The sequence below is a fragment of the Micromonospora sp. WMMB235 genome, assembly GCF_001855515.1.
In the GTDB taxonomy this organism is placed as follows: domain Bacteria; phylum Actinomycetota; class Actinomycetes; order Mycobacteriales; family Micromonosporaceae; genus Micromonospora; species Micromonospora aurantiaca.
Map to the genome: position 1 here is coordinate 5,255,845 of NZ_MDRX01000001.1, position 16,044 is coordinate 5,271,888.

Annotated in this window: 16 protein-coding genes; 10 read left to right on the plus strand and 6 right to left on the minus strand. The window is 72.7% G+C overall.

What is annotated here, in order from left to right; all coding sequences use genetic code 11:
• The first annotated feature begins 3 nt into the window (after positions 1-3).
• Both BFV98_RS23305 and BFV98_RS23310 read left to right on the plus strand, forming a co-directional pair.
• Positions 4-1,032 carry an ABC transporter ATP-binding protein gene (locus BFV98_RS23305; protein ID WP_013288521.1) on the plus strand — a complete coding sequence of 343 codons (1,029 nt, stop codon included), beginning with the start codon at positions 4-6 and terminating at the stop codon, positions 1,030-1,032.
• Complete coding sequence (locus BFV98_RS23310) at positions 1,025-2,041, plus strand: ABC transporter ATP-binding protein (protein WP_013288520.1); 1,017 nt, start codon at positions 1,025-1,027, stop codon at positions 2,039-2,041. Before BFV98_RS23305 ends, BFV98_RS23310 begins: the two co-directional genes overlap by 8 nt.
• Before the next feature lie 85 nt (positions 2,042-2,126).
• Here the strand turns inward: BFV98_RS23310 and BFV98_RS23315 are convergent, their stop codons facing one another.
• Positions 2,127-2,480, minus strand: coding sequence for a chorismate mutase (locus BFV98_RS23315; protein ID WP_013288519.1), 354 nt, complete (start codon positions 2,478-2,480; stop codon positions 2,127-2,129).
• 288 nt (positions 2,481-2,768) lie between these two features.
• On the opposite strand from BFV98_RS23315, the gene pcrA reads away from it, so the two are divergent.
• The gene (pcrA, locus tag BFV98_RS23320) at positions 2,769-5,180 is read left to right on the plus strand and encodes a DNA helicase PcrA (protein WP_071097803.1); all 2,412 of its coding nucleotides are present in this window, start codon (positions 2,769-2,771) and stop codon (positions 5,178-5,180) included.
• A 70-nt stretch (positions 5,181-5,250) separates the two neighbouring features.
• Here pcrA and BFV98_RS23325 read toward each other — a convergent pair whose 3' ends face one another.
• Positions 5,251-6,024, minus strand: a complete 774-nt coding sequence (locus BFV98_RS23325) for a M23 family metallopeptidase (protein ID WP_013473628.1) — start codon at positions 6,022-6,024, stop codon at positions 5,251-5,253.
• Positions 6,025-6,274: 250 nt separating this feature from the next.
• Complete coding sequence (locus tag BFV98_RS23330; RefSeq protein ID WP_013288516.1) at positions 6,275-6,985, minus strand: M23 family metallopeptidase; 711 nt, start codon at positions 6,983-6,985, stop codon at positions 6,275-6,277.
• Between the two features lie 402 nt (positions 6,986-7,387).
• Here BFV98_RS23330 and BFV98_RS23335 point away from each other — a divergent pair, with 402 nt between their 5' ends.
• From BFV98_RS23335 to sucD, 3 genes are all read left to right on the plus strand, one after another.
• Positions 7,388-7,792, plus strand: a complete 405-nt coding sequence (locus BFV98_RS23335; protein WP_013288515.1) for a cobalamin B12-binding domain-containing protein — start codon at positions 7,388-7,390, stop codon at positions 7,790-7,792.
• A gap of 454 nt (positions 7,793-8,246) precedes the next feature.
• Positions 8,247-9,425 carry an ADP-forming succinate--CoA ligase subunit beta gene (gene sucC, locus BFV98_RS23340; protein ID WP_013288514.1) on the plus strand — a complete coding sequence of 393 codons (1,179 nt, stop codon included), beginning with the start codon at positions 8,247-8,249 and terminating at the stop codon, positions 9,423-9,425.
• Between the two features lie 2 nt (positions 9,426-9,427).
• Positions 9,428-10,315 carry a succinate--CoA ligase subunit alpha gene (gene sucD / locus BFV98_RS23345; protein WP_013288513.1) on the plus strand — a complete coding sequence of 296 codons (888 nt, stop codon included), beginning with the start codon at positions 9,428-9,430 and terminating at the stop codon, positions 10,313-10,315.
• A gap of 56 nt (positions 10,316-10,371) precedes the next feature.
• Here sucD and BFV98_RS23350 read toward each other — a convergent pair whose 3' ends face one another.
• On the minus strand, positions 10,372-10,641 hold the full coding sequence (locus BFV98_RS23350) for a hypothetical protein (RefSeq protein ID WP_013288512.1): 270 nt from the start codon (positions 10,639-10,641) through the stop codon (positions 10,372-10,374).
• Between the two features lie 158 nt (positions 10,642-10,799).
• Here BFV98_RS23350 and BFV98_RS23355 point away from each other — a divergent pair, with 158 nt between their 5' ends.
• Positions 10,800-12,116, plus strand: coding sequence for a DUF6350 family protein (locus tag BFV98_RS23355; RefSeq protein ID WP_071097804.1), 1,317 nt, complete (start codon positions 10,800-10,802; stop codon positions 12,114-12,116).
• Positions 12,117-12,186: 70 nt separating this feature from the next.
• Here the strand turns inward: BFV98_RS23355 and BFV98_RS23360 are convergent, their stop codons facing one another.
• Together BFV98_RS23360 and BFV98_RS23365 are read right to left on the minus strand one after the other, a co-directional pair.
• Entirely contained in the window at positions 12,187-12,741 is a 555-nt protein-coding gene (locus BFV98_RS23360; RefSeq protein ID WP_071097807.1) for a DUF4190 domain-containing protein, read from the minus strand.
• A gap of 34 nt (positions 12,742-12,775) precedes the next feature.
• Positions 12,776-13,072, minus strand: a complete 297-nt coding sequence (locus BFV98_RS23365; RefSeq protein ID WP_013288509.1) for a CD225/dispanin family protein — start codon at positions 13,070-13,072, stop codon at positions 12,776-12,778.
• 178 nt (positions 13,073-13,250) lie between these two features.
• Here BFV98_RS23365 and purN point away from each other — a divergent pair, with 178 nt between their 5' ends.
• From purN to BFV98_RS23380, 3 genes are all read left to right on the plus strand, one after another.
• A complete protein-coding gene (purN, locus tag BFV98_RS23370; protein ID WP_013288508.1) occupies positions 13,251-13,871 on the plus strand; it encodes a phosphoribosylglycinamide formyltransferase in 621 nt (206 codons plus the stop codon).
• Positions 13,868-15,442: a bifunctional phosphoribosylaminoimidazolecarboxamide formyltransferase/IMP cyclohydrolase gene (gene purH / locus BFV98_RS23375; RefSeq protein ID WP_071097809.1), complete on the plus strand. Its 1,575-nt coding sequence runs from the start codon at positions 13,868-13,870 to the stop codon at positions 15,440-15,442. The genes purN and purH overlap by 4 nt, the downstream gene beginning before the upstream one ends.
• A gap of 147 nt (positions 15,443-15,589) precedes the next feature.
• Positions 15,590-16,039, plus strand: a complete 450-nt coding sequence (locus BFV98_RS23380) for a hypothetical protein (protein WP_013288506.1) — start codon at positions 15,590-15,592, stop codon at positions 16,037-16,039.
• The last annotated feature ends 5 nt before the right edge of the window (positions 16,040-16,044 follow it).

Below are 16,044 nucleotides of genomic sequence, written 5' to 3' on the forward strand. Positions count from 1 at the left end.
CTCGTGTCCGAGCAGTCCTCGCCGGGCGCCGACGGATCCGGCCGCCCCTCGGGTCGGCTGCTCGAGGTCGACGACCTTCGGGTGGAGTTCCGCACCCGGGACGGCGTCGCCAAGGTCATCAACGGAGTCACGTACCACGTCGACGCGGGGGAGACCCTCGCCGTGCTCGGCGAGTCCGGCTCCGGCAAGAGCGTCACCGCGCAGACCATCATGGGCATCCTGGACACCCCGCCCGGCTTCGTCACCGGCGGCAAGGTCCGCTTCCACGGCAAGGACATGCTCACCATGTCCCCCGAGCAGCGGCGGCGGATCCGGGGCGAGGGCATCGCCATGATCTTCCAGGACTCGCTCTCGGCCCTCAACCCGGTTTTCACAGTCGGCTTCCAGATCGCCGAGCAGTTCCGCATCCGCCGCGGCATGAGCCGCTCGGACGCCAAGAAGCGCGCGATCGAGATGCTCGACCAGGTGAAGATCCCCAACGCCAAGGGCCGGTTCAGCAACTACCCGCACCAGTTCTCCGGCGGTATGCGGCAGCGCGCCATGATCGCCATGTCGCTGGCGCTGGACCCCGAGGTGCTGATCGCCGACGAGCCGACCACCGCGCTCGACGTGACCGTGCAGGCCCAGATCATGGACCTGCTCGGCGAGCTCCAGCGGGAACGGCAGATGGGCATGATCCTGATCACCCACGACCTCGGCGTGGTCGCCGACGTCGCGGACCGGATCGCGGTCATGTACGCCGGCCGGATCGTCGAGGAAGCCGACGTCTACGACCTGTACCGCAAGCCGGCACACCCGTACACGCTCGGCCTGCTCAACTCGATCCCGCGGATGGACGAGAAGGGGCAGGAGCTCCGGACCATCAAGGGCCTTCCGCCGAACCTGATGAACATCCCGACGGGCTGCGCGTTCAACCCGCGCTGCCCGATGGCGCAGCCGATGTGCCGGGAGAAGGTCCCGCCGCTGCTGCAACTGGGCAACGGCCGGGCCAGCGCCTGCCACTTCGCCGAGGAACTGGTGAACCGTGACTGAGAACATCATCGAGGTCCGTGACCTGGTCAAGCACTACCCCGTGACCCGGGGCGTGGTGTTCAAGAAGACCATCGGTCAGGTCAAGGCGGTCGACGGCGTCTCCTTCGACCTCAAGGCCGGCGAGACGCTCGGCGTGGTCGGCGAGTCCGGCTGCGGCAAGTCGACGCTGGCCCGGGTGCTGATGAACCTGGAGAAGCCGACCGGCGGCCAGGTGCTCTACAAGGGCCAGGACATCTCCAAGCTCTCCGGTGGCGCGCTGCGGCGGCTGCGCCGGCAGATCCAGCTGGTGATGCAGGACCCGTACACCTCGCTGAACCCCCGGATGACGGTGGGTGACCTGATCGGCGAGCCGTTCGAGATCCACCCCGAGGTGGCCCCGCGCGGCAGCCGGCGCAACAAGGTCAAGGAGCTGCTCGACCTGGTCGGCCTCAACCCGGAGCACATCAACCGGTACCCGCACCAGTTCTCCGGCGGTCAGCGGCAGCGCATCGGCATCGCCCGGGCGCTGGCGCTGCGGCCCGAGGTGATCGTCTGCGACGAGCCGGTGTCGGCCCTGGACGTCTCGATCCAGGCTCAGGTGATGAACCTGCTGGAGAAGCTCCAGGCCGAGTTCGGGCTGTCGTACGTCTTCATCGCCCACGACCTGTCGGTGGTGCGGCACCTCTCCGACCGGGTCGCCGTGATGTACCTGGGCAAGATGGTGGAGATCGGCACCGAGGACGAGATCTACGAGCGGCCGACCCACCCGTACACCCAGGCGCTGCTGTCGGCGGTGCCGGTGCCGGACCCGACCGTGCGGGAGAGCAAGGCGATCATCCGGCTCCAGGGCGACGTGCCCTCGCCGGTCAGCCCGCCCTCGGGCTGCCGGTTCCGCACCCGGTGCTGGAAGGCGCAGGACGTCTGCGCCCAGGAGGTGCCGCTGCTCCAGATCCGGCCGGGCTCGGACCACCCGAGCGCCTGCCATTTCGCGGAGAAGCGGGAGATCGTCGTCACCCACGAGGTGGCCTGATCCGTTCCGGACCGCCTGCCGGCGTCAGCCCGACGCCGGCAGGCGGTTCGTCGTCTCCGTGGCCGTCACAGCGCCTCCGTGGCCGTCACAGCGGGCCGCGGCCGGCGCGCAGCAGCAGGAGCGCGAGCTGGGTGCCGTCGGCGCCGAGTTCGGACCGGAACCGCTCCAGGATCTCCCGCTCGCGGGAGAGCACCAGCCGGGTGCCGCCGGACGCCATCCGGGTCGCGCCGACCTCCTGGGAGAGCGCTGCCCGCTCCTGCCAGAGCGCGATGAGGGTGCGGTCGATCTCGTCGATCCGCCGCCGGATCTCACCGATCCGTTCCGCCGCCGCCGCGTCGTCGGTGCCGGTCCGGGCCGCCGCGGCGCCGGTCGGGTCGCCGCCGGCCGGCCGGTCGTGCCGCGCCAGGCTGCCGCTGGACTCCACCACGTCAGTCATCATCGTCGTCCCTCTCGGGGCTCGGGCCCGGTACCCGGATCCCGGGACGGAAAAGCCCCGGGCTCGGGGAGCCCGGGGCGTTTCGTAGGTCTGTGATCAGGCGCGACCCACGGCTGCCGGACTCCCGGTGCCGTAGTAAAAGTAGAAGCGCTGATCGAACACGTCGTCGAGTATGCCGACCACCCGGGCGGGCGCGCAAGAAGACGCACCAACAGGTGAGACGTGACGGCGTGCGCCGGGCGGCGGCGCGGGCGGGGAAGTGTCCGCCCGGCGGCATAGACTCGGGCTGCGATGCATCCTCTCTTCGACATTCCCACATCCCCGCCCGCGCCGGAGTCCCCGCCCGCGCCGGAGTCCCGGCCGACCCCGCCGCGCCGTCCCGGGGGCGCCGGGTCGGACCCGGCCGCCCTCCTCGACGGCCTGAACGGCCCCCAACGGAACGCGGTGACCCACGCCGGCTCCCCGCTGCTGATCGTGGCCGGCGCCGGGTCCGGCAAGACCCGGGTGCTGACCAACCGGATCGCCTACCTGCTCGCCGCCCGCGACGTGCACCCCGGCGAGATCATCGCGATCACCTTCACCAACAAGGCCGCCGGTGAGATGAAGGAGCGGGTGGCCGCGCTGGTCGGCCCGCGCGCCCGGCTCATGTGGGTCTCGACGTTCCACTCCGCCTGCGTACGCATCCTGCGGGCCGAGCACGAGCACGCCGGCCTGAAGTCGACGTTCTCGATCTACGACGCGGACGACTCGCGCCGGTTGATGCAGATGGTCGCCCGCGAGCTGGATCTGGACCCGAAGCGCTACCCGGCCCGGGGCCTGGCCGCCCAGGTGTCGAACCTGAAGAACGAGCTGGTCGACCCGGAGGAGTTCGCCGGCCGGGCCAAGGGGCCGAACGAGCGGGCGCTGGCCGAGGCGTACACGCTCTACCAGCGGCGGCTGCGCGAGGCGCACGCGCTGGACTTCGACGACCTGATCATGACGACTGTGCACCTGCTCCAGTCGCACCCGCACGTGGCGGAGAGCTACCGGCGCCGGTTCCGGCACGTGCTGGTGGACGAGTACCAGGACACCAACCACGCCCAGTACGTGCTGATCAAGGAACTGGTCTCCGGTACCGAGGGGATCCCGCCGGCGGAGCTGTGCGTGGTCGGTGACGCCGACCAGTCGATCTACGCGTTCCGCGGCGCGACCATCCGCAACATCCTGGAGTTCGAGCGGGACTTCACCGACGCCCGCACGATCCTGCTGGAGCAGAACTACCGCTCGACCCAGACCATCCTCAACGCCGCCAACGCGGTGATCGACCGCAACACCTCCCGCAAGCCGAAGCGGCTGTGGAGCGACGCCGGGTCCGGCGAGCAGATCGTCGGGTACGTCGCCGACACCGAGCACGCCGAGGCCGACTGGGTGGCCCGGGAGATCGACCGGCTGGTCGACGACGGCGAGACCCGCCCGGGCGACGTGGCGGTGTTCTACCGCACGAACGCCATGTCCCGCGTGTTCGAGGAGGTGTTCATCCGGGTCGGCCTGCCCTACAAGGTGGTCGGCGGGGTGCGCTTCTACGAGCGCAAGGAGGTCCGCGACGCGCTCGCGTACCTGCGCGCCGTGGTCAACGACGACGACACGGTCAGCCTGCGCCGGGTTCTCAACACCCCGCGCCGGGGCATCGGCGAGCGGGCCGAGGCGTGCGTGGAGGCGCTGAGTGCCCGGGACCGCATCTCCTTCGGCGCCGCGTTGCGCCGGGCCAAGGACGCGCCGGGCATCTCCACCCGGGCGGCGAACGGCATCGCCGAGTTCGTCGCGTTGCTCGACGCGGCGCGGGAGCTGGCCGGCACCGGCACCCCGGAGGAGGTGCTGGAGGCGGTGCTGACCCGCTCCGGCTACCTGGCCGAGCTGGAGGAGAGCCTCGACCCACAGGACGCCGGCCGGGTGGACAACCTCCAGGAACTGGTGAGCGTCGCCCGGGAGTACACCGAGCGGATCGAGGCGCTCGGCGCCGACGACGAGCGAGCCACGCTCGCCGGTTTCCTGGAGCAGGTGGCGCTCGTCGCCGACGCCGACCAGATCCCCTCCGACGACCCGGACCACCAAGGGGTGGTCACGCTGATGACGCTGCACACCGCCAAGGGCCTGGAGTTCCCGGTGGTCTTCCTGACCGGCCTGGAGGACGGCGTCTTCCCGCACCTGCGCTCGCTCGGCGACACCCGCGAGCTGGAGGAGGAGCGGCGGCTGGCGTACGTGGGCATCACCCGGGCCCGCCAGCGTCTCTACCTGTCCCGCGCGGTGACCCGGTCGGCCTGGGGCGCGCCCGCCTACAACCCGCCGTCGCGGTTCCTGGAGGAGCTGCCGCCCGAGCTGGTCCGCTGGGAGCGCACCGAGGGGTCGTACACCTCGTGGGGCGGCGGAGGCGGGGGCGTCGGCGGCCGGGCGGACCGGCTGGGCCGCAGCGGCTTCGCCGGCGGCACGCCCAAGGCGACCGAGCTGGCGAAGCGGCTGGGCGTGGACGCCAGCCGGCTGGCCACCGCGAGCGAGCTGAAGCAGGCTCCGAAGGTCGCGGTGGGCGACCGGGTCAACCACCAGCGGTACGGCCTGGGCCGGGTGCTGGCGGTGGAGGGGGCCGGGCCGGGTGCCCGGGCCCAGATCGACTTCGGCGACCAGACCATGTGGCTGGTGCTGCGGCACGCCCCGATCGACAAGCTCTGAGCGTCAGGCGGGCGGACCGCAGGCGCGGCCGGGCTGGAGACCGGCCCGGCCACGCCGGTGGACCACTGCGTCAGCAGGCCACGCCGATGCCCCGGGCACGCAGGAACGGCGCCGGGTCGATCTGGTTCCACATCGCGCCCTGGTGCACCTCGAAGTGCAGGTGCGGGCCGGTGGAGTCGCCGGTGGAGCCCTCGTACCCGATGACCTGACCGGCCTTGACCGTGTCGCCGACGCCGACGGCGAGCCGGCTCTGGTGGGCGTAGTGGGTCAGGTAGCCGTTGTGGTGGTCGATGAAGACCGAGATGCCGTAGCCGTCGCCCACGTCACCGGCCTTGACCACGGTGCCCGCTGCGGCGGCGTGGATCGGCGTGCCGGCCGGCATGGCGAAGTCGATGCCGGCGTGCTGGGTGCCCCAGCGGGGCCCGTAGCACGACGTGATGTCGGCGCCCTTCATCGGGATGACCCAGGTGGGCTTCTTCGCCACTGTCGTCTTCTTCGGCTTCGGCTTGGGTTTCGCCGTCGCCGTCTTCTTCGGTGCCGGGCTGGTCGCGCTCGCGCTCGGGCTCGGCGACGGGCTGGCCGGTACAGCGGACGGGGTGACCGGCTCGCGGGCCGAACGGTCGGCGCGGTCGGCGTCGTCGGCGCGGGCCGCTACGCCGAGGTCGACGGCGGCCGGCGTCGGGTCGGACGGGGCGGTGGTGACGACCACGCCGCCGATGCCGAGGCCGAGCAGGGCCACCGCGCCGGTGACCACGTAAACGGTGCGCCGGGCGCGGCGCGGGCGCCGGTGCCGGGCGGGAGCGTTGTCCGGGGTGGGGCTGCTGTGCTGCACGGGATCCTTCATCGGTTCGAGGGGCACGTGACCTCGAAATACTGGTGTCGGTGCAGGTCGCAGCGGGTATCGGGGGTGCGGAGGCGGTGGCCCGCGCCGCCACCGCGCGTCCGGTTTCGGACCGGCCGGCCGGTTCGCTCGAAGAGACGATCATTCGGCGATGTGCTCCCGCTCACACCGGCCGGTGTGACGTGGCAGACATCGGCACAGACGAAACCGCCCGGACCGTGCGGTCCGGGCGGTGATGGGGCGGTACGGAGCGTCAGGACGCGGCTACGTCGCTGTAAACTGCCTCGACTTCGAGCTGAATGTCCACTCCGCGATCCTTGAGGAACGCCACCGGGTCCTGCGGCTGGCCCTTGACATGGATCTCCAGGTGCAGGTGGGAGCCGTAGGAGTGGCCGGTGTTGCCGACCAGGCCGAGCTGGTCGCCGGCCTTCACCTCCTGGCCCTCCTTGACCGTCACCGCGGAGGAGTGGCCGTAGATGGCCTCGCTGCCGTCGGAGTGCTGGACGATGACGGCGTAGCCGTAGCCGCCGAACCAGCCGGCCTTGGTGACGGTGCCGGCGTGGACCGCCTTGTAGGGCGTGCCCTCCGGGGCGACCAGGTCGATGCCGGTGTGCAGCTTGCCCCACCGCATGCCGTAGGGGGACTTGAAGTCGTAGCCGTGCAGCGGCAGGAGCCACGGGTCCTGCTCGGCGGCCTTGCTGTCGGAGCGGTCGGCACGGGACGGGCGCTCCGCGCTGTCGGCGCGGGCGGCGGCGTCCTGGCTGGCGACCGAGGCCTGCCGGAGCTCGTCGAGGACCGACGGGCTGACGCTCTTGGCATCGGGGAGGGCGTTCGCGCCGATGGCGACGATGCCGGCGCCGACGAAGGCGGTGGTGACCACCGCGGCGTAGCGGCTCCGCGGGGGGGTGGGTACGCGGCGGCGGCCGCGATAGCGATCGGGCTCAGACGACAGGCGCTGGCGCACGCACACCCTCCGTTGTCGGGGATCCGATGCGACTCCGGACCGTTCGGTGAAGCTCGGTCGAACCTCCGGTGCCGCGTCGTCACCCGTCCGTGGACCTGATGACAACCGTGGACACGTTAGCCAACCGCCACTCCTGTCACAAGCCGAAGCGCCGAAATGGTGATTCGTTATGTCCAATTCCATCCGACCTTGTCATAGCTCGTGCCGCCGGTCGGATGGTATGTCGACTGCCCATTCGTCGCGGACAGTGACCGAACGGCGGAGGTGTCCGGCTTTCCGCGTACCCGGGTGGGCGGTAGTGGGGCGGCTCGTATGTGGGAAGGTCCGGCCCGGCTTCCCGCCTCCGGTCCGGCCGGGTTACCGTTCGTTCAGGTCAGGAGTGCCGGTGAAAGGTGTGCGCAGATGAGCTCTCGTATCCGGGTCGTCGTCGCGAAGCCCGGCCTGGACGGCCACGACCGGGGGGCGAAGGTGGTCGCCCGCGCCCTGCGTGACGCGGGCATGGAGGTCATCTACACCGGCCTGCACCAGACGCCCGAGCAGATCGTCGAGACCGCCATCCAGGAGGACGCGGACGCGGTCGGCCTGTCGGTGCTCTCGGGCGCGCACATGACGCTGTTCAAGCGCGTCGTCGAACTGCTCACCGAGCGGGACGCCACCGACATCGTGGTGTTCGGCGGCGGCATCATCCCCGAGGCCGACATCCCGGAGCTGGAGCGGCTCGGCGTCGCGAAGATCTTCACCCCGGGCGCCACCACCGGGTCGATCGTCGAGTGGGTGCGGGAGAACGTCGCCCAGCCGGTCGGCTGACCCCGCCCGGTTCCCGGCCCCTGCGTGCCCGGCCCCCGCGTTTCCGGCTCCGGGCACGGGGGAGGGGCCGGACGCACCCCTCACACGCCCGGCCCCTCTATGCACGATGCCCCGCCGCCACCCCTCGACCGACAGGGCATCGGCCGCTCCCGTCGCCGCGCTTGACCAGCGCGCCGACATCACACTCAACGACGCCCCCGACGGGCGGTTACGCCCGGGCCCGGACATCCCCCGGACGGCTGACGCCCCCGTGCGCCGGCGCCGCGGTGATCGGCCCGGCCGAGCCCGGTCTGTGCATTACCGCACACCCCGCACCCGCTCGGTTGCCGCCCGTTCCCATCTCGTTAGGCTGCGGCAAATGGCCTGTCTCATCTGATGACAGGCGTCAAACTGATTTTCCGAAGCTGGTGGCGGCGCGACGGCGCGCCGCGGAGACGGGACGGGACGCGCAATCGTGGACCTGTACGAGTACCAGGGGCGGGACCTGTTCGAGCGGCACGGCTTGCCCGTGCTCGCCGGCGGCGTCGCCACTACCCCGGAGGAGGCCCGCGCGATCGCCGAACGCCTCGGCGGCCGGGTGGTCGTCAAGGCGCAGGTGAAGGTCGGTGGCCGCGGCAAGGCCGGCGGCGTGAAGCTGGCCGAGGGCGCGGAGGAGACGGTGGCCCGGGCCACCGACATCCTCGGCATGGACATCAAGGGTCACACCGTCCACAAGGTCATGATCACCGTGACCGCGGACGTGGCCGAGGAGTACTACTTCTCGTACCTGCTCGACCGGGCGAACCGCACCTTCCTCTGCATCGCCAGCGTGGCCGGCGGTATGGACATCGAGCAGGTCGCGGCCGAGACCCCGGAGCGGGTCGTGAAGGCGCCGATCGACGCCAACACCGGCGTGGACGAGGCGAAGGCGCGCGAGATCGTCACCGCGGCCGGCTTCCCGGCCGAGATCGCCGACCAGGTGGTCGAGGTCGCGGTCAAGCTGTGGCAGGCGTTCGTGGCCGAGGACGCCACGCTCGTCGAGGTGAACCCGCTGGCCACGACCAAGGACGGCAAGCTGCTGCTCCTGGACGCCAAGGTCACCCTGGACGAGAACGCCGGATTCCGGCACCCGGACCACGAGGCCCTGGTCGACCAGGCGTCGGTGGACCCGCTGGAGCAGGCCGCGAAGGCCAAGGACCTCAACTACGTCAAGCTCGACGGCGAGGTCGGCATCATCGGCAACGGCGCGGGCCTGGTCATGTCCACGCTCGACGTGGTCGCGTACGCGGGCGAGCGGCACGGCGGCGTCAAGCCGGCCAACTTCCTCGACATCGGCGGCGGCGCGAGCGCCGAGGTGATGGCGAACGGCCTGGAGATCGTCCTGTCCGACCCGTCGGTCAAGAGCGTCTTCGTCAACGTCTTCGGCGGCATCACCGCCTGTGACGCGGTCGCCAACGGCATCGTGCAGGCGCTGGCGCTGCTGGAGCAGCGCGGCGAGAAGGCCACCAAGCCGCTCGTCGTGCGCCTCGACGGCAACAACGCCGAGGCCGGCCGGGCGATCCTCGACGGCGCGGCCAACCCGCTGATCCAGCGGGTCGACACCATGGACGGCGCGGCCGAGCGGGCCGCCGAGCTGGCAGCTGCGGGGGTCTGACAATGGCTATCTGGCTGACCAAGGACTCCAAGGTCATCGTGCAGGGGATGACCGGTTCCGAGGGCTCCAAGCACACCCGGCGGATGCTCGCCGCCGGCACCAACGTGGTCGGCGGCGTGAACCCGCGCAAGGCCGGCACGACCGTCGACTTCGACGGCACCGAGCTGCCCGTCTTCGCCTCCGTCGCGGACGCGATGAAGGAGACCGGCGCGGACGTCACCGTCATCTTCGTGCCGCCGCAGTTCACCAAGGCCGCCGTGGTCGAGGCGATCGACGCCGGCATCGACCTGGCCGTGGTGATCACCGAGGGCGTGCCGGTGCACGACACCGCCGCGTTCTGGGCGTACAACCGGGCCCAGGGCGAGCGCACCCGGATCATCGGCCCGAACTGCCCGGGCATCGCCTCGCCGGGCGCGTCGAACGCCGGCATCATCCCGGCCGACATCACCGGCTCCGGCCGGATCGGCCTGGTCAGCAAGAGCGGCACGCTGACCTACCAGATGATGTACGAGCTGCGCGACATCGGCTTCTCCACCTGCGTCGGCATCGGCGGTGACCCGATCATCGGCACCACCCACATCGACGCCCTGGCCGCCTTCGAGGCGGACCCGGAGACCGACGCGATCGTCATGATCGGTGAGATCGGCGGCGACGCCGAGGAGCGGGCGGCCGAGTTCATCAAGGCCAACGTCACCAAGCCGGTGGTCGGCTACATCGCCGGCTTCACCGCCCCGCCCGGCAAGACCATGGGCCACGCCGGCGCGATCATCTCGGGCTCGGCGGGCACCGCCGACGCCAAGAAGGCGGCGCTGGAGGCGGTGGGCGTGAAGGTCGGCAAGACCCCGACCGAGACCGCCAACCTGATGCGGGAGATCATGTCCGGCCGCTGAGCGGTCGAGTGACGTGTCGAGGGGGCCGACCGGGGAACCGGTCGGCCCCCTCGCGTTCAGCGATACCAGTACGGGTAGTACGAGTTGCCCCGGGCGCGCACGATGGCGCTGGCGACGATGTTGATCACGCCGAACGCGATGGCCAGCCAGCCGAGCAACTGCGACCGGCCGTTGCGCCGGGCGTCGCGGATCGACAGCGCGCCGAAGACGATGCCCAGGATCCCGCAGCAGAGCAGGCCGAAGACGATGCCGAGGACGCCCCAGAGCGTGGTCCGGTCCCGGCCGACGGCCGGTGGCGGCGGGGGCGGCGGATACGGAGCGTGCACGGCTTCCTCCGAGCGGTCGGCACCGCGACGGGAACGGTCGCGTCTGAGGCCGAGGCTAGACCGGATCACCACCGCGGGACCGGGGTTCGGCGAACTCGCCACGCTGCCGACCCGGTATCGGACTGCCGTCCTTCCCGCGGCGTGCCAGAGTAGACACGATGTCACGCGTCACCCCTGACCAGCCCCGCCGTCCGGCCACCGGTCCCCCCGCCGGCGCCCGGCCGCCCGGCCGTGCCCGCCCGGCCGCGCGGGTGCCCGCACCCCGATCGGGTGAGGAGCCCCGCAGCCGGGCCCCGCTGCCGGTCGCCGCCGGGGTGGCCGCGCTCTGGGCGGCGCTGACCTCGTGGCTGCCGGTGTCCGCCGTGCTGGGCCTCGCCCAGCTCAGCGAGGACGCCGGATCGTTCGGCGGCGCGTTGCGCGCCGGCCTGGCCGGCTGGCTGCTCGGGCACGGGGTGCCGTTGCAGACCACCGCCGGGCCGCTCAGCCTGGCGCCGCTCGCGCTGAGCGCGCTCGTCGTCTGGCGGCTCACCCGCGCCGGGGTGCACGTCAGCCGGGCCGTCGGCGCGCGCGGGGCCGGCTCACCCCGCCAGGCGCTCACCGTCGCGGTCGCCGTCGGCATCGGGTACGCGCTGCTCGGCGCGCTCGCCGCGTTCGCTGTCGACGCGGGCGGCCTGCGGGTCTCCCCGGTCACCGCCGCGCTCACGTTCGCCGCGTTCGGCGTACCCGCCGCCCTGGTCGGCGCGCTGCGCACCACAGGTGTCTGGGCGCTGCTGGCCGAGCGCTGCCCACCGCCGGTGCGCGACGGTCTGCGTACCGGACTGGTGGCGGCGCTGCTGCTGTGCGGCGCGGGTGCCGGTGCGGCCGGGCTGGCGGTGGCCACCGGTGGCGGCGACGCGGCCGACATGATCGGGGCGTACCGGACCGGGGTGGCCGGTCAGGCGGGCATCACACTGGTCAGCCTCGCCTACGCGCCGAACGCGACCGCCTGGTCGGCGAGCTACCTGCTCGGCCCCGGGTTCGCGGTCGGCACCGACACCGCCGTCCGCACGAGTGAGGTCTCCGTGGGCGCGCTGCCGGCCGTACCGCTGCTGGCGGGCCTGCCGCGCGGCCCGATGGACGGGCTCGGTGGCGCGCTGCTGGCCGTGCCGGTGCTGGCCGCCATGGCGGCCGGCTGGCTGCTGGCCCGGCGGCTGCTGCGCGTGGCGGCCGAGGAACGCACCGAGGCGGGCTGGCCGGCGCTGCTGCTGCCGGCCGCGCTCGCCGGACCGGTCGCGGGCGCGCTGCTGGGGCTGTTCGCGGCGGCCTCCGGCGGGTCGCTCGGCGGTGGCCGGCTGGCCGAGGTCGGGCCGTCACCGTGGGCGGTGGCCGCGGTGGCCACGCTCGTGATCGGGGTGGGCGCGGCGCTCGGCGCCGCCGCCACCCGCACGCTGACCCGCCCGACCCCTCCGCCCCGCGCCACCCCGGCTCCCCGCTGACCTCGCGGCGCGGCTCGGGAACGCGAGAGGGGCGCCCACCGGATGGTGGACGCCCCTCGTCGGACGCCGGTCAGGCGCCGAAGTTGTTCATGTTGATCGCCGCGCCCGCGATGGCGCTGACGATGCCGACGACCACGCCGACGGCACCGCAGATCAGGGCGGCCCGGGCCTGGCCGGCGTTGCTGGCCTCACCGGCCTGGACCTTCTTCTGGCCCAGCACGCCGAGGACGACGGCGACGATGCCGGCCGGGACGCCCAGCAGCGGGCAGCACAGGCCGAGCACGATCGACGCGATGCCGACGATCATGCCGGCCAGGCCCATGGTGTTGTTCTGACCCTGCCCCGGGCCGCTGGGGTAGCCGGCGGCCGGGTACTGCGGCGCGGCGCCGTACGGCTGCTGCTGCACGTACGGGTCCTGGCCGTAGGCGGGCTGACCCGACGTGGGCTGGCCGTACGGCTGGCCCGAGGTCGGCTGCTGGCCGTACTGCGGCTGCTGCCCGTACGGGGGCTGCTGGCCGTACTGCGGGGCCTGCGGCGGCTGGGCATACGGGTCGTGCGGCTGCGCGTTCGGGTCCTGGTTCGGCTGCTGGCCGTACGGGTCCTGTCCGGGGTAACCGGGCTGCATGTCTGGTGCTCCTCAGATCGGTTCGGGTTGTCGGTCAGTTGCTGCCGCTGTTGCCGGCGAGACCAGCAAGGCCGCCGAGGAGGCAACATCCCACCACGATGATGCCGATCCAGATCAGGCCGACGATGAGGGCCCACTTGGACCACTTCTTGGACTCGGCGGCGGCGGCTTGGGCGCCCGCGTAGTCACCCTGCTGGATCAGCGGGTTGACCTTCGACGCGTTGATGATGGCCGGGATCGCGAGCGGCCAGAACAGGAAGATCGCGACGATGGACATCGTCATGTTGTTGTCGATCTGCTGCGGCTGCTGCGGGGGGTATCCGGGCTGCATTCGAAGTACTCCTCGGTCCGGTGGCACGCGGCGTGCCGGGTTCACTGGGGGTGCGGGCCGGGCACGGGGCCGGACACCGGGCGACCGGCAGCGTACCGCGATCACGCCACCGGGGAGGTCACCCGATGAGCCGCCGCCCCGCGGCCGGGCCGCCTGACCTGCCCGATAGGGTTGCCCGGTGACCGAGCCCGCGTCCGTCGCCCGCCTCGTCGTCCTCGTCTCCGGTTCCGGCAGCAACCTCCAGGCGCTGCTGGACGCCACCGCCGACCCCGGGTACGGCGCCCGGGTGGTCGCCGTCGGCGCCGACCGGGACGGGATCGCCGGCCTGGACCGGGCCGCCGCAGCCGGTGTGCCGTCCTTCGTCGAGCGCGTCAAGGACCACCCCACCCGCGCCGACTGGGACAAGGCGCTCGCCGCGCGGGTCGCCGAGCACCGGCCCGACCTGGTCATCAGCGCCGGGTTCCTCAAGCTGGTCGGTCCGGAGTTCCTGGCCGCGTTCGGCGACCGCTACCTCAACACGCACAACACGCTGCTGCCGGCGTTCCCCGGCATCCACGGCCCCCGCGACGCGCTGGCGTACGGCGTCAAGGTCACCGGGGCCACCCTGTTCTTCGTCGACGCCGGCATGGACACCGGCCCGATCGTGGCCCAGGTCGCCGTGCCGGTGCAGGACGACGACGACGAGGACACGCTCACCGAGCGCATCAAGTCCGCCGAGCGGCGCCAGCTCGTCGAGCAGGTCGGCCGCCTGGTCCGTGAAGGTTGGACGATCACCGGCAGAAAGGTCACCATCCCGTGAACGCCACTGAGGACGCCGGCCGCCGCCCGATCCGGCGCGCGCTGGTCAGCGTCTACGACAAGACCGGCCTGGCCGAGCTGGCCCGCGCCCTGCACGAGGCCGGCGTGGAGATCGTGTCGACCGGGAGCACCGCGTCGACGATCTCCGGCGCCGGGGTGCCGGTGACGCCGGTCGAGCAGGTCACCGGCTTCCCGGAGATCCTCGACGGGCGGGTCAAGACGCTGCACCCGAAGATCCACGGCGGCCTCCTCGCCGACCTGCGCAAGGACGCGCACGCCGCGCAGCTCGACGAGCACGGCATCGCCGGCATCGACCTGCTGGTCTCCAACCTGTACCCGTTCCAGGCCACCGTCGCCTCCGGCGCCGACACCGACGAGTGCGTCGAGCAGATCGACATCGGCGGTCCGGCGATGGTGCGGGCCGCGGCGAAGAACCACGCCTCGGTGGCGGTGGTGACCGACCCGGCCGCGTACCCGGCGGTGGTGGCCGCGCTCGCCGAGGGCGGCTTCACGCCGGCCCGGCGCCGGGCGCTGGCGGCCCGCGCGTTCGCCGACATCGCCGACTACGACGTCGCGGTGGCCGACTGGTTCGCCACCACCGTGTCGCCGGTCGAGGACGGCTGGCCGGAGTTCGCCGGGCTGGCACTGCGCCGCCAGGCGGTGCTGCGGTACGGCGAGAACCCGCACCAGGCGGCGGCGCTCTACACCGACCCGGGCGCGCCGGCCGGGCTGGCCCAGGCCGAGCAGCTGCACGGCAAGGAGATGTCCTACAACAACTACGTCGACGCGGACGCCGCCTGGCGGGCCGCCAACGACTTCGCGGACCAGCCGGCGGTGGCGATCATCAAGCACGCCAACCCGTGCGGCATCGCCGTCGGTGCGGACGTGGCCGAGGCGCACCGAAAGGCGCACGCCTGCGACCCGGTCTCCGCGTTCGGCGGCGTGATCGCGGTGAACCGGCCGGTCGACGCGGCGATGGCCGGCCAGGTCGCGGAGATCTTCACCGAGGTGCTCGTGGCGCCCGGCTTCGACGCGGACGCGCTGGAGCTGCTGCGGGCCAAGAAGAACCTCCGCCTGCTGCGGGCGCCCGAGTTCGCCGTGCGGCCCGCGGAGTGGCGGCAGGTCAGCGGTGGCGTGCTGGTGCAGACGCGGGACGCCGTCGACGCGCCCGGCGACGACCCGTCCGGCTGGACGCTCGCGACCGGCGACCCGGCCGACGAGGCGACGCTGCGCGACCTGGCGTTCGCCTGGCGGGCGGTCCGCGCGGTCAAGAGCAACGCGATCCTGCTGGCCCGCGACGGCGCCACCGTCGGTGTCGGCATGGGCCAGGTCAACCGGGTGGACTCGGCGCGGCTGGCGGTCAGCCGGGCCGGTGACGAGCGGGCCCGCGGCTCGGTCTGCGCCTCGGACGCGTTCTTCCCGTTCGCCGACGGTCCGCAGATCCTCATCGACGCCGGGGTGCGGGCGATCGTTCAGCCGGGTGGATCGATCCGGGACGAGGAGACCATCGCGGCCTGCAAGGCGGCCGGCGTGACCATGTACCTCACCGGCACCCGGCACTTCTTCCACTGACGAGTCCGGCCTCCGGGTGCGTCGGTCGTCCATCCGACGACTGACGCACCCGGACGTCGTGCCGTTGCCCGCCGCGGGAGGCGGTTGCTAGCGTGTGTGCGGCGACGATCGAGCGTCTCCGCTGTCTGTGAGCCCGGCAGGTGTGCCATGCGCGTTCGCGACCGGTTGACCGCCGTCGTCGTCACGCTGGCGTTCGTCCTGGCCGGACTGGGAGCGGCAGCCGCACCCGCCGTCACCGCACCGGCCGTCGCCCCGATCGTCGAAGCGCTCGCCGCCGCGCGGCCCGCTCCCGACGTCGCACCACCCGCCGAAGCGCTCGCCGCCGCGCCGGCCGCCGCCTCGGCGAGCGGAACGAGCCCGGCCGCGCTGCGTGCCGCGTATCCCCGAATCTCCTGGTCGGAGCTTGCCGCCGGGCCGTGGCACGACCACGGCGGCGGTCTCGGCTACGCCGACGGACCGGACGACCTGGCCCCGGCCGCGCTCCCGCGCGTGGCCGGTCCGGCGGTGCCGGAGCCGGTCGTGCCCGCGCCCCGGCCGCCTGTCGTGCCGCTGCCGCCGCGCGGCCCGCTCGCCGCGCGCGCCCCGCCGGCCGCCTGAGCCGC

Coding starts and splice junctions, on each gene's coding strand:
- BFV98_RS23315 (WP_013288519.1), bottom strand. CDS start 2,480: ATGATGACTGACGTGGTGGAGTCCAGCGGCAGCCTGGCGCGGCACGAC.
- pcrA (WP_071097803.1), top strand. CDS start 2,769: ATGCATCCTCTCTTCGACATTCCCACATCCCCGCCCGCGCCGGAGTCC.
- BFV98_RS23325 (WP_013473628.1), bottom strand. CDS start 6,024: ATGAAGGATCCCGTGCAGCACAGCAGCCCCACCCCGGACAACGCTCCC.
- BFV98_RS23335 (WP_013288515.1), top strand. CDS start 7,388: ATGAGCTCTCGTATCCGGGTCGTCGTCGCGAAGCCCGGCCTGGACGGC.
- sucD (WP_013288513.1), top strand. CDS start 9,428: ATGGCTATCTGGCTGACCAAGGACTCCAAGGTCATCGTGCAGGGGATG.
- BFV98_RS23355 (WP_071097804.1), top strand. CDS start 10,800: ATGTCACGCGTCACCCCTGACCAGCCCCGCCGTCCGGCCACCGGTCCC.
- BFV98_RS23360 (WP_071097807.1), bottom strand. CDS start 12,741: ATGCAGCCCGGTTACCCCGGACAGGACCCGTACGGCCAGCAGCCGAAC.
- BFV98_RS23365 (WP_013288509.1), bottom strand. CDS start 13,072: ATGCAGCCCGGATACCCCCCGCAGCAGCCGCAGCAGATCGACAACAAC.
- BFV98_RS23380 (WP_013288506.1), top strand. CDS start 15,590: ATGCGCGTTCGCGACCGGTTGACCGCCGTCGTCGTCACGCTGGCGTTC.